Source organism: Mesorhizobium sp. M0243, from assembly GCF_040321775.1.
In the GTDB taxonomy this organism is placed as follows: domain Bacteria; phylum Pseudomonadota; class Alphaproteobacteria; order Rhizobiales; family Rhizobiaceae; genus Mesorhizobium.
This window is the reverse complement of record NZ_JAMYSF010000005.1, coordinates 154,153-176,300: the sequence shown is the minus strand read 5'-3', so window position 1 is coordinate 176,300 and position 22,148 is coordinate 154,153. Positions and strand designations below refer to the sequence as shown.

Genomic DNA, 22,148 nt, shown 5'->3' with positions numbered 1-22,148 from the left:
GGCTCATGACGGGCAAGCTGAAGCGCTCCATCATCGCCTGGCTGCTGCTGGCGCCGCTGATCGTGGTGACGCTCTTTCCCTTCGCGGTGATGTTCCTGACCGCGGTCAAGCCGAGGCAGGAAGTGCTGTCGCCGACCTGGTGGCCGAGCGAATTCCGCTGGTCGAATTTTTCCGACATGTGGGTGGCGACCGGCTTCGGCCAGGCGCTGCTCAATTCGCTCTACGTGTCTGTGATCGCCACAGTCGGCGCCATCCTGATCTCGGTTCCGGCGGCCTATGCGATGTCGCGCTTCCGCTTTGCCGGCTACGGCGCCTTGCGCCAGTTCCTGCTGATTTCGCAGATGATCTCGCCGATCGTGCTGGTGCTTGGCCTGTTCCGGCTGATGGCGGCCTGGGGCCTGGTCGAGAGCACGACGGCGCTCGGCTTCATCTACATGGCCTTCAACGTCGCCTTCACGGTGTGGATGCTGCAGAGCTATTTCGACACCATTCCGCGCGATCTCGAGGAGGCGGCCTGGATGGAAGGCGCCGGCCGCTGGCTGACCTTGCGCAAGGTGTTCCTGCCGCTCTGCCTGCCGGCGATCGCGGTGACGGCGATCTTCACCTTCATCAATGCCTGGAACGAATTCGTCGTGGCGCTTACCATGCTGCGCAGCCAGGAAAGCTACACGCTGCCGATCCAGGTGTTCTCGCTGGTCGCTGGCCGCTACACCATCGAATGGCACCACGTCATGGCCGCGACGTTGCTGGCGACCTTGCCGGTGGCCATCCTGTTCATCTGGCTGCAGCGCTACCTCGTTCGCGGGCTGGCGCTCGGGGCGGTCAAATAGCGCCTATTCACGGACGGAGCTTTCATGCGCATCTTCACCGCCTCGCTGGCGACAGAAACCAACACCTTCTCGCCGGTGCCGACCGACAGGGCTTCGTTTGAGATGGCCTTCTATGCCGGCCCCGGCAAGCATCCGGAAACACCGACACTGTGCTCCTCGCCGATGGTGGCGCTTCGCCGGCGTGCAGTGGCCGAAGGCCTTGATGTCATCGAGGGCACCGCCACCTGGGCGGAGCCGGGCGGCCTGGTGCAGCGGCAGACCTATGAGGCGCTGCGCGACGAGATCCTTGGCCAGCTCAAGGCAGCGCTGCCGGTCGATGCCGTCATCCTCGGCCTGCATGGCGCCATGGTGGCGCAAGGCTATGACGATTGCGAAGGCGACCTGCTCGAACGGGTTCGCGCAATGGTCGGGCCGGAGGTGGTGATCGCCGTGGAACTCGATCCGCACAGCCATCTGACGCCGAAGCGCGTGGCGGCCTCCGACATCCTCGCCTACTTCCTCGAATTTCCGCACACCGATTTCTACGAGCGCGGCGAGCATGTCGTCGAGCTTGGGCTTGCCGCGGCGAGGGGCGAGATCAAGCCGGTCATCTCGACCTTCGATTGCCGCATGATCCAGGTCCTGCCGACCAGCCGCGAGCCGATGCGCTCTTTCGTCGACCGCATCAAGGCGCTGCACGGCAAGGACGGCGTGCTGTCGGTCTCCGTCATCCACGGCTTCATGGCGGCCGACGTGGCCGAGATGGGCACGCGCATCCTGGTCGTCACCGACAATGACAAGGCCAAGGGCGACGCGCTGGCGGAACGGCTCGGGCGGGAACTCTACGCGCTGCGCGAAAAGACGGCGATGACGATGCTGAGCGCCGCCGACGGCATCGATCGGGCGCTGGCCGTGCGCGCCGAGAATCCGGGCAAGCCGGTGGTCATCGCCGATATCTGGGACAATCCCGGCGGCGGTGTGCCCGGCGACGGCACCTTCGTGCTGCGCCAGATGCTGGCGCGTAGCCTGGACAAATTCGCCGTGGCGACGATCTGGGATCCGATCGCCGTCACCTTCTGCCTGGCGGCCGGCGAGGGCGCGGTCATCAACCTGCGCTTCGGCGGCAAGGCCGGGCCGCAGGCCGGCGAGCCGATCGATGCGCGCGTGCGCGTGCTGAAGGCGGTTCCGGAGGGTTGGCAGAGTTTCGGGCCAAGCCGGGTGACGCTCGGGCCGACGGCGCTGGTCCGCCTCGAAGGCACCGAGGTAGACATCATCCTCAACACCAATCGCACGCAGACCTTCGAGCCGGATATCTTTTCCAACATCGGCGTCGATCCGCTGGCCAAGGACGTGCTGCTGATCAAGTCGACCAACCATTTCTACGCCGGCTTCGAGCCGATCGCCGCCGAGATCATCTATGTCTCGGCGCCAAGTTCATATCCCAGCAATCCGGCGGTGACCGATTACAAGAAGCTGACGCGGCCGGTGTGGCCAAGGATTGCGGATCCGTGGAAGGTGGCTGGGTAATCTCCCCCCTTGCGGGGGAGATGTCGCCGAAGGCGACAGAGGGGGTCGTCGCGCGTGAAGCGCCAACCTTCTTCTGCCGCAGCAGGTCGAGTCCGGTCGAACCGACCCCCAGCGCTACACCAGCCCGCGCTTCACCATCATTGCTTCCGGCGACGGCATCTTGCCGCGAAATGCCGTATAGAGCTCTTCCGGGTCCTTCGAGCCGCCAGCGGCATAGATGTGCTTCCTCAGCCGTTCGGCCAGCGCCGGGTTGAAGGGGTCGCCGGTCTCCTCGAAGGCGGCGAAGGCGTCGGCATCGAGCACCTCCGACCACATGTAGGAGTAATAGCCGGCCGAATAGCCGTCACCGGAAAACACATGGCCGAAATGCGGGGTGCGGTGGCGCATGGCGATGGTGTCAGGCATGTGCAGCTTCGCAAGCGTTTCGGCCTCGAAACGAAGTGGCTCCTGCGGGGCATCAGGCCGTGCATGGTAGGCCATGTCCATCAAGGCGGAGGCGGTGAATTCTACCGTTGCGAAGCCGGCGCCAAACGTGCGCGCGGCCAGCATCTTGTCGAGCAGCGCCTTGGGCATCGGCTTGCCGGTCTTCACATGCAGCGCGTGCTTTTCCAGCACCGCCGGCACGGTCAGCCAATGTTCGTAGAGCTGCGAGGGCAGTTCGACGAAATCGCGGCTGACGGAGGTGCCCGAAACCGAGGGCCAGGTGACGTCGGTCAGCATGCCGTGCAGAGCATGACCGAATTCGTGGAACAGCGTTTTCGCCTCGTCCACCGACAGCAGCGCCGGCTCGCCGGCCGGCGGCTTGGCGAAGTTCATGATGTTGTAGATGACCGGGCTCGCACCGTGGCCGAGCCTGTAGCCGGATTGCAACGCGCTCATCCAGGCGCCAGAGCGCTTTGACGGCCGGGCGAAATAGTCGGCCAGGAACAGGCCGTGCTCGCTGCCATCGGCATTCTTCACCACGAAGACGCGGGCATCCGGATGCCAGGCCGCGATGCCCTTTTTCTCTTCGAAGGTGATGCCGAACAACCGTGTCGCCACATCGAAGCAAGCGTCGATGATGCGGTCGAGCTGCAAATAGGGCTTCAGTTCCGCCTCGTCGAAGGCGAATTTTTCCGCGCGCAGTTTCTCCTGGTAGAAACGCCAGTCCCAGGCAGCGAATTTTTCGTTGCTGCCGGCCTCCGTCGCCAACCGTTGCAATTCGATCTGGTCGCTTGCTGCCTTCTCCAGCGCCTTCTCCCACACCGGATCGAGCAGCGCGTGTACCGCCTTCGGCGTCTTGGCCATGGTGTCATCGAGCTTCAGCGCGGCGAAGGAGGCATAGCCGAGCAGCTTTGCCTTTTCGACCCGCAGGCGCAGCATGTCGCGCACCACGTTCGTGTTGTCGGTGGTGTCGCCATTCTGCCCGCGCATGGTGAAGGCGCGGAAGGCGATCTCGCGCAGGTCGCGGCGTTCGGAGAAGGTCGAGAACGGCTCATAAATCGAGCGCGACAGAGTGACGGCATAGCGGCCCTTCTGGCCACGCATTTCGGCGGCCTCGGCCATGGAGCTTTTCACGAAATCCGGCAGGCCGGCAAGGTCGGCGTCATCGAGGAACAGCGCCCAGTCGCGCTCGTCGGCCAGCACATTCTGGCCGAAAGCCGTGCCGAGCGAGGACAATTCCTCGCTGATGCGTGCCAGCCGTTTCTTGCCGTCGGCGTCGAGCTTGGCGCCGGAACGGACGAAGCCCTTCCAGGTCTTTTCCAGCACCCGCAGGGTCTCTGCGTCGAGCTTCAGGCTCTCGCGGCGCTGGTAGAGATCGTCGATGCGGGCAAACAGCCGCTCATTCATCGAAATCGCCGAGAAATGCCTGGACATTTTCGGCGAGATGTCGCGCTCCAGCGCCTGGATCGTCTCGTTGGTGTAGGCGCCGGCGCGGCACCAGAAGATCGACGAGACGCGGTCGAGCGCTTCGCCGCCGAGTTCCAGCGCGGCAAGCGTGTTCTCGATGGTCGGCGCATCCTTGCAGCCGGCGATCGCCTCGATCTCGGCCTCGTGCGCCTTCAGCGCCGCGTCGAAGACCGGGGAGAAGTCGCCGTCGCCAATGCGCGTGAAATCGGGCAGGCCGAGCGGCCCCTGCCACGCGGTTAGCGGAGGGGCGGCGAGGTCGACGGCTTTCGTGGAACGCATGGACAGTCTTTCGCTGGTGAGGGCAGGCAGGTGGGTGGTACCCGATGTAGGGCGCGGCTGGCGGACCCGCAATATGCGGATTTGGCCGATATCGGCCTCAGAAGCCGTCGCAGTTCCCGGCGATCGTGGCTTGCGAACTGGCGGTGATGCGGTTGTCGCTTACCGCGAAGGTTTCGTGCATCAGCATGTCGTTGTTGGGGAAATCGTAGCAGGCGACCACCGTGGTGACGCCATCTTCGCTTTTCTCGACCCTGTGCCGGATTGCCGCACCGGCAACCGCACCTTTCCACTCGTCGATCGAAGCGATGAATTCCTGCTTGCTTTGCACGATGCCGAGGTCGTCCAGCTTGATGCGGACATCGTCGGCGAGCAGGTCGGACAGTTCGGTGCGGTCGGCGACCAGCAGCGCCGAATACCAGCGGCTGATGAGAGCACGATCATCGGCGCGGGCGGCAATAATCGCTATCAGCAGCGCGGCCGCCGTCAAAGCGGCCGACCTGATGTTCACCACCTTGCGCGCCGCTGTGTTCATCCCAGCTCCGGCCGTTCGAAATCGCCGGTCTCCTTGTTCATCGTCCAGAGTTCGCCGGTCGAGATGTCGAACCAGGCCCCATGCAGCGACAGTCGCCCCTTGCCCTCGAGAATCGAGACGCAGGGAAAGGTTCTGAGGTTGGCGATGGAATAGCGGATCGAGATGCGCTCCAGCGCGGTCTGGCGCTCCGACGCGGTCATGAAGGTGCTGGAGGAGACGGTTTCGGCCGCCGGCGCGATCAGGCTCATCCACTTGCCGATGAAGTCGCCCGGCGAAAGCGGCGCGGAATTGCTGTCGAGCGCGGCACGGATGCCGCCACAGCGGCCATGGCCCATGACGACGATGTTCTTGACCTTGAGGCTCTGCACGGCGAATTCAAGCGCCGCCGAGGTCGAGTGGAACTCGCCGTCGGGAGCATAGGGCGGCACCAGATTACCGACATTGCGCAGCACGAAGAGTTCGCCGGGCCCGGCGTCGAAGATCGCCTCGGGCGCCGAACGCGAATCGCAGCAGGCGACGATCATCGTCTCCGGCGCCTGGCCTTCCCGAGCGAGATCGCGATAGCGCCCGCTCTCTGTGAGATAGCGGCCATTCATGAAATTGCGGTAGCCGGCGAGAAGATGTTCAGGGAGATGGGACATGGGCGGCGTCTGGAGCCTTTCCGGGTTGGATGCGGCAGCTCGTTGCGGTCTAGAGAGGCTCTAGCGGCAAAAGCCGGTCGCGAGCAATGCAGAATTATGAGGGCTGGCTAGAAATGCCATGCATCGAGCGCAACCTTGGCCAACAGCGTTACGCCCAGATGGCGACAGGAATGCCAAAGCTGTCGCGGCGCGGCGGGTCGGGCAGCGGCCGTGCCTCACCGCTGGCGATGCGACCGGCGATCAGCATCATTGCGGCCGCGTCGAGGAAATCATCGGCGGCTGCGCCGCGCGGTGGCGGCTGGTCGAGAAAGCCCGTCTCATAGCCATGCCGGCAAAGCAGAGCCTTGCGTTCCGTCATGCCGGCCGGATTGACGCTGCCCTTGATCTTCTTCGGCAGCTGCATGGCCTGATCGCCGTTCAAGCAGCAGAAAGCGACTTCCGGATGCGATTCGTAGACGCGGCCGCGCAAATCGGGTCGCGCGATCAGCAGGGCGTCGATCTCGCGAATCTTGGCAAAAATGCCGAAGGCCTGGATCGAGACGCCACGCGGCGGGTCGGATGTGGTCATGGCCACCTCGCTTGCCCTGATGTGCGCGGCATACCAGGCTTCGATGGTGGTGAAGCCGTTGGTGTCGGCATAGAGCGCGGCGCGGGAGGGGATCGAGAAGACGCTGGATTGGCGTGCCCCGAGCAGCGGCCGCACCAGCGCTTCGGGGCCGCGACCGCCCTTGCCCGAAAACTCGGGCAGGCCGATCGGCATGTCGACAGCGATGACAGTATCTGTGGGAAGCGATGCGAGCAGGGCAGTGAAGGTTGCAAAGACACCGACCGACGGTGCCATGCCAGAAGCGCGCCGGACGGCGATCCAGCCGGCCTTGCAGCCGTCGACGCCGACAAGCACGGCCTCAGTCGACGTCACGCCCGGCGGCCCCGCCCCGGATGCGTGAGGTGGCGAAGCTGGACCATCGCCATCGGATGCGACAGGCTCTGCGCATCGGTTTCGAGCTGCAGTTCGTCGCCGCCGCGCTTGGCGGTGCGCGCCAGGATCTCGTAGACCGCCGCCGTCGTCGATTGCAGCGCCTTGATCGGCGGCTGGCCGGACAGGATACGTGCCAGATAGACGGCCGCCGTCAGATCGCCCAGGCCATTCGGCGGCTTGTCGATCAGGCGATGTTCGGCGAGCAGCGCCTGGCTGCTATCGAGCAGGAGATTGCCGGTGCCGCCCATCATCATCGACGGCGCCGAGGTGACCAGCATGGTCGATGGTCCGGCGTGGAGCGCTGCCGCGATCGCCGATTTCAGGTCGGGCAACGCGGCGCCGGCCATCCATTCCAGTTCGTAGCGGTTGGGGGTGGCTATGTCGGCGATCGGCATCAGCCGGTCGCGCATGGCTATGGCGGTGGGCTCGGGCACGTAGAGGCCGCCCGAATCACCCATCACCGGATCGCAGATATAGACGGCGCCGGGTGTCCTTGCCTTGACCGCGGCGACCAGCGAGGCGACGGCCTCGGCCTGGCCGGCCTCGCCGAGATAGCCGGACAACACGGCGCCGACTTCACCCAGCCATGGCGCCCGCTCGAGATCGGCCATCAGCGTCTTGAACTGGTCGAGCGGCGGTACGATCCGCGTTGCCCGTCCATGGCCGGGATGCCAGGGCAGGATGACGGTCGGCACCGCCCAGACCGGGAAACCCAGGGTCTCCAGCGCAAAGACGGCGGCCCGGTTGCCGACCGAGCCGCGCGCGACATGGCTGGAAATGACGATGACCGCACGCGGCGCGTCGGTTTGTTCGGCGCTCATTGTCGTTTGATTCCTAACTGCCCCGGATGACGTAAAGCACGAGCCAGACCATCAGGCCCAGCGCCAGCAGCAGGCCGAGCGTGCGGCCAAAGCGGGTGCCCCAGACTTCGATCGGATCGGCGCGATCAGCATCGGCCGCGGTGACGTGATCGTGCATGCCTTTCGCGGCCCGCCCCGCAAACGAGTCGCCCGCCGGATTCGTCTCGTGCGCGATGCGCTCGAGGATACGGCGCGATTCCTTCTCGCTGTCCTGGCGCTCCGCCATGATGATGTCCCGTTTTGCAGGACCTTATCGCGTTCGTACGGCCAATCACAGAGCCTTGCAGCGGCATTGGGCATGCCAGGCGAGGGCTGCCGGCCCGGGCGGTTTTCTTGCGCGCTGATTGTGGTAATGCTTCGCGTGCAACTTCTACCGAGGGACCCCATCATGTTTGCCCAGCGCCTTGCCTCGCCGTCCACGTTCCGCACGCTGCCCGCCTTCCTGATGATGGCGATCGTGCTGCCGCTGCTTGCCGGCTGCGGCTACAACACCATCCCCACAGCGGAAGAAAACGCCAGGGCGGCATGGAGCGAGGTGCTGAACCAGTATCAGCGCCGCGCCGACCTCATCCCCAACCTGGTCGAGACGGTGAAGGGTTATGCCTCGCACGAAAAGGATACGCTCGACGCGGTGGTCGAGGCACGCGCCAAGGCAACGCAGATCACGGTAACACCGGAAACGCTGAAGGATCCCGAAGCCCTCAAGAAGTTTCAGGATGCCCAGGCGGGGCTGACCAGCGCGCTGTCGCGGCTGATCGCGGTCTCGGAGGCCTATCCCGACCTCAAGGCCAATCAGAATTTCCTGGCGCTGCAAGCCCAGCTCGAAGGCACCGAGAACCGCATCGCGGTGTCGCGGCGCGACTACATCCAGGCGGTCAGGGACTACAATCTGACGCTGAGGACCTTTCCCTCGGTGCTGTGGGCGACCTTCTGGTTCCGCGGCAACGAGCCCTTTGCCAATTTCACCGTCGCCGAAGACAAGATGCAGCCGCCGAAGGTCGATTTCGGCACGAAGCAGGGCGGGTGAAGGACGCATGGTGAGCTTGGTCATTGTCGACCTTGTGTTCCTTCACACCCCCCTCTGTCCTGCCGGACATCTCCCCCGCAAGGGGGGAGATCGGCTGCTTTGGCGGATTGGCCAATTTTCAACATCACAGGAAAAGAGCCGTCAGTGAAGACAGCCAATCTCCCCCCTTGCGGGGGAGATGTCCGGCAGGACAGAGGGGGGTGCCAAGAAACGCCAGCCTGACATTCTTGGCTGTCATTCTCAGCTTCCTCTTCCTGCCACTCGCCATCGCCGCCGATCTCCCCGTCCTGACCGGCCGTGTCGTCGACAATGCCGGCATCCTCGATGCCGCGACCAAGGCGGCGCTGACGCGGAAGCTCGCCGACTTCGAGACAAAAGGCTCCGACCAGATCGTCGTCGCGACGATCCCGAGCCTCGACGGCGAGGAGATCGAGCCTTACGCCAACCGGCTGTTCCGCTTCTGGAAGCTCGGCCAGGCGAAGGAAAACAACGGCGTGCTGCTGCTGGTGGCCCCGAACGACCGCAAGATGCGCATCGAAGTCGGTTATGGGCTGGAAGGTACGCTGACCGACCTGCATACCAAGCTGATCATCGAAAACGACATGGTGCCGGCCTTCCGCGCCGGCGATTTCTCCGGCGGTATCAGCAAGGCCGTCGATGATATGGTTATGGTGCTGGAAGGCAATCCGGAGGAGTTGGAGGCGCGCGGCGAACGCAACCAGCAGGCGCCTTTCGAGTCCGACGACCTGTTCTTCGCCGTCTTCATCAGCATCTGGGCGATCATCTTCTTCGGCAGCATCGCGGTTTCCGTGCTGCCGCCGATCTTCGGCCAGAAGCTCGGTCCTGGCCGCTACCGCTGGCTCGGCATGACCTTCGAGCCAAGCCGGCGATCCTCCCGTGGTGGCTGGTCGTCGGGAAGTTCCAGCGGCGGCTGGTCTTCGGGGTCAAGCAGCGGTGGAGGCTTTTCCGGCGGCGGCGGTTCGTCCGGCGGCGGCGGCTCGTCGGGAAGCTGGTGATGGCATGACGATACCCAGCATCAGCCTGTCGAAACGCGACCGCCTCGCCTCGGCCGTCCTGATTGCCGCGGTCGTGCTGTTCTCCTGCGTCATGGCCTACGCGGCCGACCTGCCGGCGCTGACCGGCCGTGTCGTCGACAATGCCGGCATCATCGATGCCGCGACCAGGGCGGCGCTGACCCAAAAACTCGCCGACTTCGAGACAAAAGGTTCCGATCAGATCGTCGTCGCGACGATCCCCAACCTTGATGGCGAGGAGATCGAGCCCTACGCCAACCGCCTGTTCCGCTTCTGGAAACTTGGCCAGGCGGGCGAGAACAATGGCGTGCTGCTGCTGGTTGCCCCGAACGACCGCAAGATGCGCATCGAGGTCGGTTATGGGCTGGAAGGTACGCTGACCGACCTGCACACCAAGTTGATCATCGAAAACGACATGGCGCCGGCCTTCCGCGCCGGGGACTTCTCCGGCGGTATCAGCAAAGCCGTCGATGACATGGTCATGGTCCTGGAGGGCAATCCCGAAGAACTGGAAGCGCGAGGCAAGCGCAATCCCGCCGATGACGGCACGTCCATCGATCCGATCGTTGCCGTGTTCCTGATCCTGTGGGCGACGATGTTTTTCGGCGGGTTGGCGATGGCGTTCCTGCCGCCGATGTTCGGCACGAAGCTGTCGCCGGGCGTGTACAGATGGCTGGGCATGACGTTTCGTTACGGCCGTGGGCCGAGCGGGTACTCGGGCAGCAGCGGCTGGACAACGGGTTCGTCTTCGGGCGGCTGGTCGTCGGGGAGCTCCGGTGGTGGTTGGTCTTCGGGATCAAGCGGCGGTGGCGGGTTTTCCGGTGGCGGCGGCTCATCGGGTGGTGGCGGTTCTTCAGGAAGCTGGTGAGACATATCATGGCAACACGACCAATCAGCCCGCAGGATCATGAGCGCATCGCAACCGCGATCCGCGGCGCCGAGGAGAAAACCGACGGCGAGATCTACTGCGTCGTGGCCCATGCCAGCGACGGCTATTTCTTCCCGGCCGCCTTCATGGCGACCGTGTGCATGCTGATCGTCAGCCTGGCGGTCGGCTACGGTCTGGAGGCCTGGTGGCTGTCGATCCGGCTGCCGCATTTCGTACTCGCCCAGCTCCTGGCGCTTGCCTGCGTGCTGGCCTTGTTGTGGGCGCTGCCCGGCCTGCGCATCCATCTGGTGCCGAGGCGGCTGCGCTACCAGGCGGCGCACGCGAACGCGGTCAAGCAGTTCCTTGCCCGCAACGTCCACCGCACCACGGCGCGCACCGGCGTGCTGGTCTTCGTCTCGATCGCCGAGCGCTATGCCGAAGTGGTTGCCGATTCGGGCATCGACGCCAAGGTCGGCCAGCATGTCTGGGATGGTGTCGTGCGCGACCTTACCGCGCATGCCGGCGACGACCGGCTTGCCGACGGCTTCATCAAGGCGATCGAGCAGGTGGGCGCGGTACTGGCCGAGCATTTCCCGGTCACAGTGGGCGACAGCAACGAACTCGACGACCATTTGGTCGAAATCTGAGTCCTTCCAGTGAAGCTTCGAGGGCCCTGTCTTAGGTGGTGACCGCCTGTGAGAAAGCAGCCGGCGGGCCGCCCGGACTCTTGCAATCGGGCGATGCGGGTTTATGGTTAACAAATCATGAATACGCTGACCATCGACATCCGGAAAGCCGACCCGCGCGATGCCAGTGCCATCGCCGAGGTGCATCTGGAGGCCTGGCGCGGCGCCTATTCCGGCATCATTCCGCACCGTACCCTGACATCGATGATCAACCGCCGCGGCACCGACTGGTGGGCGAATGCGATTCGCCGCGCCGCCACCGTCCTGGTGGTCGAGATCGGCGGCAAGATCGCCGGCTATGCGACGATCGGCAAGAACCGCGCTCGCGAACTGCGCCAGCAAGGCGAAATCTACGAATTGTACCTGCGTCCGGAATATCAGGGCATCGGGCTCGGCAGCCGGCTATTCGCGGCGGCCAGGGCGCGTCTGGCCGATCACGGGCTGAAAGGCATGGTCGTGTGGGCGCTGGAAGACAACCAGAACGCGCTTGCCTTCTATGCCGGCGCCGGCGGCCGCGATGTAGCCGAAGGCGTCGAGATCTTCGAGCAGAAGGCGCTCAAGAAGGTCGCTTTCGTCTGGGAATGACAGCCCGGCCTTTCGGCCATTGCGTCTCCCGATTTCAGCCAGAACCATTCGCCGCATTGCACCATGACGCGCCGCCCGCTATCGATCGTCCATCGAGAGAGGGATTTAAGCCATGCGCATCGAAGCCATAGCCAGCGGAAAGAACCCGCCTGAGGACGTCAACGTCATCATCGAGGTGCCGATCGGCGGCGAGCCGATCAAGTATGAGATGGACAAGGAAGCCGGCACGCTGTTCGTCGACCGCTTCCTGCACACCTCGATGCGCTACCCCGGCAATTACGGCTTCGTGCCGCACACGCTGTCGGGCGACGGCGATCCGATCGACGTGCTGGTCTGCAACACGCGCGCCCTGGTGCCGGGCTGCGTCATCAACGTCAGGCCTATCGGCGTGCTGATCATGGAAGACAATGCCGGCCAGGATGAGAAGATCATCGCCGTGCCGTCGCCGAAACTGACGCTGCGCTACGAGAACGTTACCGAATACACCCAGCTGCCCGACATCACGCGCCAGCAGGTGCAGCACTTCTTCGAGCACTACAAGGATCTCGAGCCCGGCAAATGGGTCAAGATCGAAGGCTGGCACGATTCCAAATATGCCAAGAAGATGATCGTCGACGCGATCGAGCGGGCCAAGGCGAGCAAGTAGCTGGGCTCAGGCTCTGCGGAGCATCAACCTCGCAGGGCCTAGGCCTCGCGAGGCCCCTCGACTTCGTCATACCAGGGCGGAGCAGCCGCGAAGCGGCGTCGCGGAGACCCTGGTATCCATGCCGTGGCGCTCGGTGACGTGAGCGGCGGGACAAAATTCTGCGCCGCTGCGGCGGTGTTGATGTCGCGGCATGGATCCTCGGGTCTGCGCTGCGTCGCTACGCTCCTTGCTGCGCCCGTGGATGACGAAGTCAAAGGCGTTTCGGTCAATCCCAACGTGTGCGACCTGCATGTGGCAGGAGTTCCGTGCTAAGCAACTGATCTAGTTATCCACCCGGCCGAAAGCCGGCACATTGCCGATGACGGTGCGCCTGTCCTTGCCGCAGGCGAAGGTCCGTGCCTTGCCGTCGGCAAGCTTGCGCGCCTGATCGTTGGCGGCGGGATTGCCGGTGGCCAGCACCAGGCCGACGGTGCAGCCGTCGCGGGCGTCCATCTGCCCGACCTTGGCGACGAGTAGCACCTCGGTCGGCTTTTTCTCGTCCTCGGGATTGCTGATCGAGCGGCGATGGATGGCTGCATAGGGCACTGCCGTGTCGCCCTTGGTCTCGATGCGCCATTCGATCTTGGCTCCGGACGAATTGAAGCCGGAAAAGCTTTCCCAGACCGTCGTCATGTCGCCGCCGGGGGGAAAGCCGTAGAACAGCGATTCACGGGCATCGTCATAGGCTATCAGCACGGGAAAGCCGCGATAGCCCGAACAGGCGAGATCGGCCCAGTCGCCGTCGCCTTCCTCGGCCTGCGCGTAGGTCACGCAATCCTTTTTCGAATCCAGATCGGTGTAGGCGCTGGAAATGCCGTCGGCTTGCGCAGCCTGACCGAGACCGACCAGAACAAGCGGGATCAGAATGGCACGCATGGCGGTCAATCTCCGTTGCAAGCTGCCGCAGCGTAGCGCCAAACGTTATTTCTTCAAGCTCGCTTCAATCAGCAGGTCGGCGTTGCGGGCGACCGCTTGCGCCGGGCCGCCAAGCCCGAACAGCTGGCCACTGATATAGGCGCCTTCGATCAGCAGCAGCAGGCCGTCGCCGAGCGTGTCAGGGTCTTGCGCGCCCATCGCAACCGCCATGGCGCGCAGGCGGCGGCGCAATTCCTGCTTGTTGGCCTCGCTGACCACGCGGGCCGGATGGCTGTGGTCGGGATATTCGACCGCCGCGTTGGTCATGCCGCAGCCGCGATAGTCCGCCACTTGCGTGCGCTTGCCGATGCGGGTCAGAAAAGCCTTGATCTGTGCGCGCGGGTCACCGGGATGAGCGGCTACCGCCTCGTCGAAACGCTCCCAATATTCAAGATCGTACTGCCTGAGATAGGAGGCGGCCAGTTCATCCTTGGACGGAAAGCTGCGATAGAGGCTGGGCTTGGTGACGCCGGCACGTTTGACGATCTCGTCGACGCCGATCGCCCTGATACCGCGCCGGTAGAACAGGTCATACGCCACATCGAGGATCTTCTTGGCTGCTTTCGGCGGCGCCGATTCATGACCGTCGCTGATGGTCAGATCAATATTTTTGTCCGTTGGCATCGTGTGGCTCGATTGACAATGTTACCGATCGGTACGTATACATGCTCCACCTGCAACGTACCGGTCAGTAACATGATAGCTCAATCCCGCCCCTTTGGCCAGCGCTACGCTTTCGTCGTGGTCGGCGTGATCTTCCTTAGCCTGCTGGTCGCGGCTGGCCTGCGGTCCGCACCCTCTGTCATGATGCTGCCGCTGGAGAACAGTTTCGGCTGGCGGCGCGACATCATCTCGCTGGCCGCCGGTGTCGGCATCCTGCTTTACGGCCTGACGGGGCCATTTGCCGCAGCCCTGATGGAGCGCATCGGGCTGCGCCGCACGCTGCTGGCCTCGCTGGTGGTGATGTCGGGCTCGACCGCGCTCAGCCTGCTGATGACCAAGCCGTGGCATCTGTTCATCACCTGGGGCGTGTTCTCGGGCATTGGTTCCGGCGCTGTCGCCAGCGTGCTCGGCGCGACCATCGTCAACCGGTGGTTCAAGACCAATCGCGGCCTTGTCATGGGATTGATGTCGGCCTCCAGCGCCTCGGGCATGCTGGTGTTCCTGCCGCTGATCGCCGCGCTGGCGCAGTCGGGCGGCTGGCAGCCGGTTGTCATTGCGGTCGCGATCGCGACCGCTGCCCTGATACCGCTGGTCTGGCTGCTGGTGCCGGAGCGACCGGCATCGATCGGCATGGTGCGCTACGGCGCCGAGGCTGACGACGTGCCGCCCACTCCGCCTGCGTCACAGGGCAATTTTCTTGCGCATACGTTCTCGACGCTGCGCCGTGCCGCCGGCACGCGGGTGTTCTGGTATCTGTTCGCCACCTTCTTCGTCTGCGGCTTCACCACCAACGGGCTGGTCGGCACGCATCTTATCGCGTTCTGCGGCGACATGGGCATCGGCGAAGTGCAGGCCGCCGGTCTGCTGTCGATGATGGGCATTTTCGACCTGATCGGCACGACGTTGTCGGGCTGGCTCACCGACCGCTTCGATCCGCGTAAGCTGCTCGGCGTCTATTATGGCATTCGTGGCCTGTCGCTGATCTATCTGCCCTATTCCGGCTTCTCGGCGACCAGCTTGATCATCTTCGCTGTGCTCTATGGTCTCGACTGGATCGCCACCGTGCCGCCGACGCTGCGGCTCGCCAACGAGGCGTTCGGCGACCGCAGCGGGCCGATCGTGTTCGGCTGGATCGTCGCCGGGCACCAGATCGGTGCGGCCGCTGCCGCCGCCTTTGGCGGCACCATGCGCGAGTTGCAGGGCAATTACGAACTGGCGTTCCTGATCGCCGGCATGACGGCAATCGCCGCCGCCTGTATCTCGCTGCTGATCAACACCAGCAAGCCGGCCTTCGAGCCGGAGCCGCAGGCGGCGTAGGGAGAGGCGCTACCGGCCAAGCTGCAATCTCCCCCCTCGTGGGGGAGATCGGCAGCTTTGCCGGTAGCGCAAACGCCCACCCGCCTGTTGATCGTCAGAAAAACTTCATCATTTCGAGATGTCCCTGAAACATTGACGCTGGATTTTGGTGGCACCGTTCAAGCCATCCAGGAGACAGCCATGAACAAGCTTTCGATGACCCGCCGCGCTTTCGTCACTTCCGCCGGCGCCGTTGGCCTGGCCGGCGTTTCGGGTCTGGCGCTGCCCTACTATTCGCGCGCCAATCAGCGGCCGGCGTTCACCCATGGCGTCCAGTCCGGCGATGTCGACGCAACCAGCGGCATGGTGTGGACACGCACCGATCGCCCGTCGCGCGTCATGTTCGAGGTGTCGTCGACGGAAAGTTTCGCCAATGCGACCCGCCTGGCGCCGCTCGATACGTCGCCGGCCAGCGATTACACGGTCAAGCGGCTGCTCACCGACCTCGCTTCCGACCAGGATATCTTCTATCGAATGACGGCAGCCGATCTCGCCGACATCAACGCCGTTTCCGAGCCGATCACCGGGCGCTTCGGGACGGCGCCGGCCTCGAAGCGCGACATTCGCTTTGCCTGGTCGGGCGATACCGCCGGCCAGGGCTGGGGCATCGACGAGACCGGGATGAAGACCTACGCCACGATCGGCAAGCACACGCCCGACTTCTTCCTGCATTCGGGCGACACCATCTATGCCGACGGCGCCATGAAGGACGAGGTCGACCTGCCCGGCGGCGGCAAGTGGAAGAACGTCGTGCTGATCGACGGCAAGCGCAAGGTCGCCGAGACGCTGGACGAATACCGGGACCAGTGGAAATACAACATGATGGACAGGAATGTGCTCGGCCTGAGCGCCATCTGCCCGACCTTCTATCAGTGGGACGACCATGAAGTGCTGAACAACTGGTCGGATTCCAAGGATCTCAGCGCCGACAACCGCTACATGGAAAAATCCATCCACGTGCTGGCGGCCCGCGCGGCGCGGGCTTTCCACGAGATGACGACGATCCGCTACGAACCTTCCGAGCCCGGCCGCGTCTATCGCAAGATCGCTTACGGGCCGTTGCTCGACGTGTTCTTCCTCGATATGCGTTCCTATCGCGGCCCCAATGGTCCGGACATGCAGGATGAGATGACGCCGCAATCGCGCATGCTCGGCGAACAGCAGACGAAATGGCTGAAGCGCGAACTGGCGAATTCGAAGGCCACCTGGAAAATCATCGCCGCCGACATGCCGCTCGGCCTCGTCGTCTGGGACGACGGCACCAAGAAGGTTGGCGCCGAAGCGGTCAGCAATGGCGACAATGGCTTGCCAAAAGGGCGCGAGCTCGAGATCGCCGACCTGCTGCGCTTCATAAAGAATGCCGGCATCAGCAACACCGTCTGGCTGACCGCCGACGTGCATTACACGGCCGCGCACTACTACAACCCGGACAAGGCGCAGTTCCAGGAGTTCAATCCGTTCTGGGAATTCGTCTCGGGTCCGATCCATGCCGGCACGTTCGGGCCGAACGATTTCGACATGACGTTCGGTCCGGAGCTGAAGTTCATCAAGGCGCCGACCGCCGAACAGGGACAGAATCTGCCGCCCTCGGCCGGGCTGCAATTCTTCGGGCTGGTCGATATTTCAGGCGCCAGCGAGCAGATGACGGTGCGGCTGATGGATCGCGACGACAATGAACTCTACAAGGTGACGCTCGACCCGGTGCGGTCGGCATAAGCGCGCGCTGATGGAAAGGTGTCGCGCACGTCTAGAGCGCGCGGTGTCTCAGTCCGGGTAGCAGACCATGGGGATATTCGGCCAGACGGCGCTGTCGCAGTTGGCGGCGTCCTGCCGCTGCTTGAAGGCGGCGCTGACCGGGCCGGTCACCATCGGGTCGACGCCGTCTGGTGCGTCGGCGAAAATCTGCTCGGCCGACTGGGCCTCTGACGGCAAGGCAGGCCGTGATTCCTTCATCGTGGCGGCCGACTGCGCGGCGTTGGCCGCCAGCAGGACGGCGAAGGCAACGGAGGCGATGAGCGGCCAAAATCGGTTGAGTTTATCGGTCATGACGTTCGAACTGTCTGGGCCCCGAAGGGTTCCCGCCTTGGTTAACAAAATCATCTCACACGCAGATGCTTAAGATTTGATGAGTATTTGGTGACGCGCCTCCTCTTTCGCAACTGCGAAAAACCCTGTATGAGCCGCGCAACCGAAAGAGGCAGCGCCTTTTGGCCTGCTGCCTGCAACGCTTCCGAGACCAGAACATGAAAATTCGTAATATCGCGATCATCGCGCACGTCGACCATGGAAAGACCACCCTGGTCGACCAGCTTTTGAAGCAGTCCGGCTCCTTCCGAGACAATCAGCGCGTCGCCGAGCGCGCCATGGATTCCAACGACCTCGAAAAGGAACGCGGCATCACCATCCTGGCCAAGGCGACCTCGGTCGACTGGAAGGATACCCGCATCAACATCGTCGACACGCCCGGCCACGCCGATTTTGGCGGCGAGGTCGAACGCATCCTGTCGATGGTGGACTCAGCCATCGTGCTGGTCGATGCCGCCGAAGGGCCGATGCCGCAGACCAAGTTCGTCGTCGGCAAGGCGCTCAAGGTCGGCCTGAAGCCGATCGTCGTCATCAACAAGATCGACCGTCCGGACGCCCGTCATGTCGAGGTGGTCAACGAGGTGTTCGACCTTTTCGCCGCGCTCGACGCCACCGACGAGCAGCTCGACTTCCCGATTCTGTACGGTTCAGGCCGCGATGGCTGGGTTTCGGAAAATCCGGAAGGACCCAAGGACCAGCAACTGGCGCCGCTGTTCGACCTCGTCATCAAGCATGTGCCGGAGCCGACCGTTCATCCCGGCCCGTTCCGCATGATCGGCACCATCCTGGAAGCCAATCCGTTCCTCGGCCGCATCATCACCGGCCGCATCGAGAGCGGCACGCTGAAGGCCAACCAGCCGGTCAAGGTGCTGCACCATGACGGTACCCAGATCGAAACCGGCCGTATTTCGAAGATCCTGGCCTTCCGCGGCCTCGAGCGCCAGCCGATCGAAGAAGCGCAGGCGGGCGACATCGTCGCCATTGCCGGCCTGTCGAAGGGCACCGTCGCCGACACGTTCTGCGACCTGAGCGTGAGCGAACCGCTGCATGCGCAGCCGATCGATCCGCCGACCGTGACCATGTCGTTTCTGGTCAACGACAGCCCGCTGGCCGGCACCGAAGGCGACAAGGTGACCAGCCGCGTCATCCGCGACCGCCTGCTGCGCGAAGCCGAAGGCAATGTCGCGCTGAAGATCGAGGAATCGCCCGACAAGGATTCGTTCTTCGTCTCCGGCCGCGGCGAATTGCAGCTGGCCGTGCTGATCGAGACGATGCGCCGCGAAGGCTTTGAAATCGCCGTGTCGCGTCCGCGCGTCGTCATGCAGAAGGGCGAGAACGGCGAATTGCTGGAGCCGGTCGAAGAAGTCGTCATCGACGTCGATGAGGAGCATGCCGGCGTCGTCGTGCAGAAGATGTCCGAGCGCAAGGCCGAGATGGTCGAACTGCGCCCATCCGGCGGTAACCGCCAGCGCATCGTCTTCCACGCGCCGACCCGTGGCCTGATCGGCTACCAGTCGGAGCTTTTGACCGACACGCGCGGCACCGCCGTGATGAACCGGCTTTTCCATGCCTATGAGCCCTACAAGGGCGAGTTGCCGGGCCGCACCAATGGCGTGCTGATTTCCAACGAACAGGGCGAATCGGTCGCCTACGCGATGTGGAACCTGGAAGATCGCGGCCCGATGGTCATCGATCCGGGCGTCAAGGTGTATCAGGGCATGATCATCGGCATCCATAGCCGCGACAATGACCTTGAAGTGAACGTGCTCAAGGGCAAGAAGCTGACCAACATCCGTGCCGCCGGCAAGGACGAAGCGGTCAAGCTGACCCCGCCGATCCGCATGACGCTGGAGAAGGCTCTGGCCTGGATCCAGGACGACGAGCTGGTCGAGGTGACGCCGAAGACGATCCGTCTGCGCAAGCTCTATCTCGATCCGAACGAGCGCAAGCGCTTCGAGAAGTCGGCCAAGGCGGTCGGCGCGGCGTAAGCTCTCTACATTTTCCAACAATCGAGAGGGGCGGAGCAACCAGTGTTCCGCCCCTTCTTCGTTCACTCACCGGCAGCCGCGATGATGGCCTGCCGATCGGTCTCGCCGGCCAGATCGATGCGGATCGCGATTCCCGCGCGGGCCGGCTTGCGCAGGGCCTTTGCTCCATCCGGGTCAACGATGAGCAGCCGCTTCTCCTCCAGTGCCTGAAGCCGTGATCGCGAGATGCCAAGTTCGCCGGCGAGCAGCCGGTCGAGTCGCAGCGATGTCGGCATTTCGAGCCCAAGCTGGATTTCCAACACGGTCGCGGCTTCCCTGGTGTCGCCGAGCCTGCGCTTGTGAACGCTGACATCGGAGAACTCCTCGACGCGCCCGATCCGGTTGCGCAACGCGATTACATCGAAGGCATGACGATGAGCGAGTGCAGGATCGTTGCTTTCGAGTGCCGCCAGCAGCGCCGGGTCGATGTCGCGGCGGTTGCAGCGCTCGAAAATGCCGAAATTCCAGGAGTTGTCGCAGTCGATGCAGCGATAGATCAGCCACACGTCGATGCGTTTGCCATTGGCGTTGACGCGGAATTTCCCGCTGCTGCAATAGGCCTTCACAGTGCCGCAGCGATTGCAGTTGATGAGCGGCCGAGGTGGGGTTTTGGGTGCGATCGTCCAATGGATACGCAGTGGTCCAGACATGCCGATAAGCCCTTCCCGTCGGGAAGTTCATCAGGCCGGCGATGTCGAGATGCCCATGCGGGCACGGCGTGGCGAGAAGCTGCGGTTTTTGGAAATCGGGTGTCACGGGCAAAAGCCGCGCGACGCGGTTCAGCAGTGCCAAACCGGTCTCGAACCGCCGCCCAGAAGAACACATGGAAAACGAAAACAGACACCGCGAACGCGGTGTCATGCTTGTGTCGGGGGAGTTGGCGAGACCGGCGGTTACGTAGGCAAAGTGAAGCTCGAAATTGTTTCGCGGCGGCCTTTCTAGCCGCGAGATGCTGGACCGACAAGGGTCTTTTGTCGGTGCTACCGCAGCCGAGCCACTTGCGCTAATATCCGAAATCGAAGGTTTTCAACCAGAGACCCGGTTATGCACCTCACCTCGCTGCTCATCTTCGCCGCCGCTCTGTTCGTTGCCGCGGGCTCGCCCGGGCCATCGATCGCGGCGCTTGTCGCCCGCGTCATCTCGAAAGGATTTCGCGACGTGTTCCCGTTCCTGCTCGCCATGTGGATCGGCGAGGGCATCTGGCTGTCGCTGGCGGTGTTCGGCCTGGCTGTCGTGGCGCAGACCTTCCATTTCGCCTTCGTCGTGGTGAAATGGGTCGGCGTTGCCTATCTCGCTTATCTCGCCTGGAAGATGTGGACCGCCCCTGTCGACGCGAAAGAGGGCGAGATGCCGCGCGAGGATTCTCCGGCAAAGCTGTTCTTTGCCGGCATGGCGGTGACGCTCGGCAATCCCAAGATCATGATGTTCTACCTGGCGCTGCTGCCGACCATCATCGACCTCGCTTCGGTCAGCATTGTCGGCTGGGTCGAGCTGACGGCGACCATGGCCGTGGTGCTGGTCGCCATCGATCTCGCCTGGGTGCTCGCTGCATCACAGGCGCGCAAGCTTTTGAAAAGCAAGCGCGCCATGAAGATCGCCAACCGTGTCAGCGCGACGACGATGGCCGGCGCGGCGGTCGCGATCGCGGCGCGGTCCTAACCCGTCACATCATTTCAATGATCGGCGCGATTTCGACGCTGAAACCCGGATCCATCAGGATCGGGCAATCCTTGGCCTTGGCGACGGCTTCGTCGATGTCTTTCGCTTCGACGATCGTGTAGCCCGCGGTCGGATTGCTGCCGCCATTGTTCTCGACCTTGCCGCCGGGCAGCACCATCTTCGACATGCCGACCGGATTGCCGCCGTCGACCACGGCCGAGCCGAGCTTGCCGTACCAGCCGTTCCAGGCGTCCATTGCGGCTTTCCGCTCGGCCTCGTCGGTCGGCATCTTGCCCGAGCCATGATAGACGTAGAGATACTTCGCCATGTTCTCCTCCCTTGGTGAGCGGCATCGAACCGGCATGCGGTCATGCCGCCTGCCGATCATCGGACCAAACCGGCAAACAAGCAACGAGAATGCGAAACTGCTAATATAACGCTCGACCTGGCCCAGCTGCCGCGCCTCACCGTGCCATGGCGTGGTATTCGTCGTTCGGCCGCATATCGATTGCCGCAGCCACCCGGTTCGACATGTTGAAGAAGGCTGATGTCGAGGCGATGTCCCAGATGTCACGGTCGGTGAAGCCGGCCTTGCGAAGGGTGGCCCGATCGGCCTCGACGATCTTAGCCGGTTCTTCCGTCAGCTTGACGGCGAATTCGAGCATTGCGGTCTGCTTGGGCGAAAGATCGGCGGCGCGGGAATTCATCACCATCATTTCGCCGAGCGCCGGGTCGCCGGACAGCTGACGTACCGCCGCGCCATGCGCGGTCAGGCAATAGTAGCAATGATTGATCGAGGAGACGACGACCGCGATCATCTCGCGCTCCAGCTTCGAGAGGCCGGAATCACCCAGCATCAAATCGTTGTACATGTCGGTGAAAGCGCGCAGCTTCTTGTCGTCGAAGGCGTAGGCCTTGAGCACGTTGGGGACGAGGCCGAGCTTCTCCTCGCATTTGGCGAAATAGGCTTTTGTCGCGTCGCTCAGCTCTGCCTGGCCAAGGTCAAGCGCGGTGATTTTGCCGGTCATGGGTCATTTCTCC

Annotated in this window: 24 protein-coding genes; 12 read left to right on the top strand and 12 right to left on the bottom strand. The window is 63.6% G+C overall.

The window, feature by feature from the left end; all coding sequences use genetic code 11:
• Positions 1-5 precede the first annotated feature (5 nt).
• Both NKJ11_RS08830 and NKJ11_RS08825 read left to right on the top strand, forming a co-directional pair.
• A complete protein-coding gene (locus NKJ11_RS08830) occupies positions 6-830 on the top strand; it encodes a carbohydrate ABC transporter permease (protein WP_128304144.1) in 825 nt (274 codons plus the stop codon).
• A 24-nt stretch (positions 831-854) separates the two neighbouring features.
• Complete coding sequence (locus NKJ11_RS08825; protein ID WP_352793088.1) at positions 855-2,336, top strand: M81 family metallopeptidase; 1,482 nt, start codon at positions 855-857, stop codon at positions 2,334-2,336.
• A 114-nt stretch (positions 2,337-2,450) separates the two neighbouring features.
• Here NKJ11_RS08825 and NKJ11_RS08820 read toward each other — a convergent pair whose 3' ends face one another.
• From NKJ11_RS08820 to NKJ11_RS08795, 6 genes are all read right to left on the bottom strand, one after another.
• Positions 2,451-4,505, bottom strand: coding sequence for a M3 family metallopeptidase (locus NKJ11_RS08820; protein ID WP_352793087.1), 2,055 nt, complete (start codon positions 4,503-4,505; stop codon positions 2,451-2,453).
• 97 nt (positions 4,506-4,602) lie between these two features.
• Positions 4,603-5,037 (bottom strand): nuclear transport factor 2 family protein, encoded by a 435-nt coding sequence (locus NKJ11_RS08815; RefSeq protein ID WP_352793086.1) that lies wholly within the window; start codon positions 5,035-5,037, stop codon positions 4,603-4,605.
• Complete coding sequence (locus NKJ11_RS08810; RefSeq protein WP_027037320.1) at positions 5,034-5,678, bottom strand: carbonic anhydrase; 645 nt, start codon at positions 5,676-5,678, stop codon at positions 5,034-5,036. Before NKJ11_RS08810 ends, NKJ11_RS08815 begins: the two co-directional genes overlap by 4 nt.
• 148 nt (positions 5,679-5,826) lie before the next feature.
• On the bottom strand, positions 5,827-6,597 hold the full coding sequence (locus NKJ11_RS08805; protein WP_352793085.1) for a DUF429 domain-containing protein: 771 nt from the start codon (positions 6,595-6,597) through the stop codon (positions 5,827-5,829).
• A complete protein-coding gene (gene pdxY, locus NKJ11_RS08800; RefSeq protein ID WP_352632363.1) occupies positions 6,594-7,478 on the bottom strand; it encodes a pyridoxal kinase PdxY in 885 nt (294 codons plus the stop codon). The genes NKJ11_RS08805 and pdxY overlap by 4 nt, the downstream gene beginning before the upstream one ends.
• Positions 7,479-7,491: 13 nt before the next feature.
• Entirely contained in the window at positions 7,492-7,743 is a 252-nt protein-coding gene (locus NKJ11_RS08795; RefSeq protein WP_352555505.1) for a hypothetical protein, read from the bottom strand.
• Between the two features lie 162 nt (positions 7,744-7,905).
• Between NKJ11_RS08795 and NKJ11_RS08790 the strand changes: the two genes are divergently transcribed.
• From NKJ11_RS08790 to ppa, 6 genes are all read left to right on the top strand, one after another.
• A complete protein-coding gene (locus NKJ11_RS08790; protein WP_023811716.1) occupies positions 7,906-8,544 on the top strand; it encodes a LemA family protein in 639 nt (212 codons plus the stop codon).
• Positions 8,545-8,744: 200 nt separating this feature from the next.
• A complete protein-coding gene (locus NKJ11_RS08785) occupies positions 8,745-9,560 on the top strand; it encodes a TPM domain-containing protein (RefSeq protein WP_031213429.1) in 816 nt (271 codons plus the stop codon).
• A gap of 4 nt (positions 9,561-9,564) precedes the next feature.
• Positions 9,565-10,446, top strand: coding sequence for a TPM domain-containing protein (locus tag NKJ11_RS08780; protein WP_352793084.1), 882 nt, complete (start codon positions 9,565-9,567; stop codon positions 10,444-10,446).
• A gap of 8 nt (positions 10,447-10,454) precedes the next feature.
• Entirely contained in the window at positions 10,455-11,093 is a 639-nt protein-coding gene (locus NKJ11_RS08775; RefSeq protein WP_352793083.1) for a TPM domain-containing protein, read from the top strand.
• A gap of 117 nt (positions 11,094-11,210) precedes the next feature.
• Complete coding sequence (locus NKJ11_RS08770; RefSeq protein WP_023811720.1) at positions 11,211-11,717, top strand: GNAT family N-acetyltransferase; 507 nt, start codon at positions 11,211-11,213, stop codon at positions 11,715-11,717.
• A 112-nt stretch (positions 11,718-11,829) separates the two neighbouring features.
• A complete protein-coding gene (gene ppa, locus NKJ11_RS08765; protein WP_013528997.1) occupies positions 11,830-12,363 on the top strand; it encodes an inorganic diphosphatase in 534 nt (177 codons plus the stop codon).
• Between the two features lie 321 nt (positions 12,364-12,684).
• Here the strand turns inward: ppa and NKJ11_RS08760 are convergent, their stop codons facing one another.
• Together NKJ11_RS08760 and NKJ11_RS08755 are read right to left on the bottom strand one after the other, a co-directional pair.
• Positions 12,685-13,278: a hypothetical protein gene (locus tag NKJ11_RS08760; RefSeq protein WP_352793082.1), complete on the bottom strand. Its 594-nt coding sequence runs from the start codon at positions 13,276-13,278 to the stop codon at positions 12,685-12,687.
• Between the two features lie 45 nt (positions 13,279-13,323).
• The gene (locus NKJ11_RS08755) at positions 13,324-13,941 is read right to left on the bottom strand and encodes a TetR/AcrR family transcriptional regulator (RefSeq protein ID WP_352793080.1); all 618 of its coding nucleotides are present in this window, start codon (positions 13,939-13,941) and stop codon (positions 13,324-13,326) included.
• A gap of 72 nt (positions 13,942-14,013) precedes the next feature.
• Here NKJ11_RS08755 and NKJ11_RS08750 point away from each other — a divergent pair, with 72 nt between their 5' ends.
• Positions 14,014-15,297: an MFS transporter gene (locus NKJ11_RS08750; RefSeq protein WP_352793079.1), complete on the top strand. Its 1,284-nt coding sequence runs from the start codon at positions 14,014-14,016 to the stop codon at positions 15,295-15,297.
• A 180-nt stretch (positions 15,298-15,477) separates the two neighbouring features.
• Positions 15,478-17,052: an alkaline phosphatase D family protein gene (locus tag NKJ11_RS08745; RefSeq protein ID WP_352793078.1), complete on the top strand. Its 1,575-nt coding sequence runs from the start codon at positions 15,478-15,480 to the stop codon at positions 17,050-17,052.
• 48 nt (positions 17,053-17,100) lie between these two features.
• Here NKJ11_RS08745 and NKJ11_RS08740 read toward each other — a convergent pair whose 3' ends face one another.
• Complete coding sequence (locus NKJ11_RS08740) at positions 17,101-17,382, bottom strand: hypothetical protein (protein WP_245466367.1); 282 nt, start codon at positions 17,380-17,382, stop codon at positions 17,101-17,103.
• 197 nt (positions 17,383-17,579) lie between these two features.
• Between NKJ11_RS08740 and typA the strand changes: the two genes are divergently transcribed.
• On the top strand, positions 17,580-19,409 hold the full coding sequence (typA, locus tag NKJ11_RS08735) for a translational GTPase TypA (protein ID WP_352613027.1): 1,830 nt from the start codon (positions 17,580-17,582) through the stop codon (positions 19,407-19,409).
• Between the two features lie 62 nt (positions 19,410-19,471).
• On the opposite strand, the gene NKJ11_RS08730 is transcribed toward typA, so the two are convergent.
• Positions 19,472-20,098: a DUF1062 domain-containing protein gene (locus tag NKJ11_RS08730; RefSeq protein WP_128304080.1), complete on the bottom strand. Its 627-nt coding sequence runs from the start codon at positions 20,096-20,098 to the stop codon at positions 19,472-19,474.
• 394 nt (positions 20,099-20,492) lie between these two features.
• Here NKJ11_RS08730 and NKJ11_RS08725 point away from each other — a divergent pair, with 394 nt between their 5' ends.
• Positions 20,493-21,107 carry a LysE family translocator gene (locus NKJ11_RS08725; protein WP_352793076.1) on the top strand — a complete coding sequence of 205 codons (615 nt, stop codon included), beginning with the start codon at positions 20,493-20,495 and terminating at the stop codon, positions 21,105-21,107.
• A gap of 4 nt (positions 21,108-21,111) precedes the next feature.
• Here NKJ11_RS08725 and NKJ11_RS08720 read toward each other — a convergent pair whose 3' ends face one another.
• Positions 21,112-21,435, bottom strand: a complete 324-nt coding sequence (locus NKJ11_RS08720; protein ID WP_023811729.1) for a YciI family protein — start codon at positions 21,433-21,435, stop codon at positions 21,112-21,114.
• A 136-nt stretch (positions 21,436-21,571) separates the two neighbouring features.
• Positions 21,572-22,135, bottom strand: coding sequence for a peroxidase-related enzyme (locus tag NKJ11_RS08715; RefSeq protein ID WP_352441035.1), 564 nt, complete (start codon positions 22,133-22,135; stop codon positions 21,572-21,574).
• Positions 22,136-22,148: the final 13 nt, after the last annotated feature.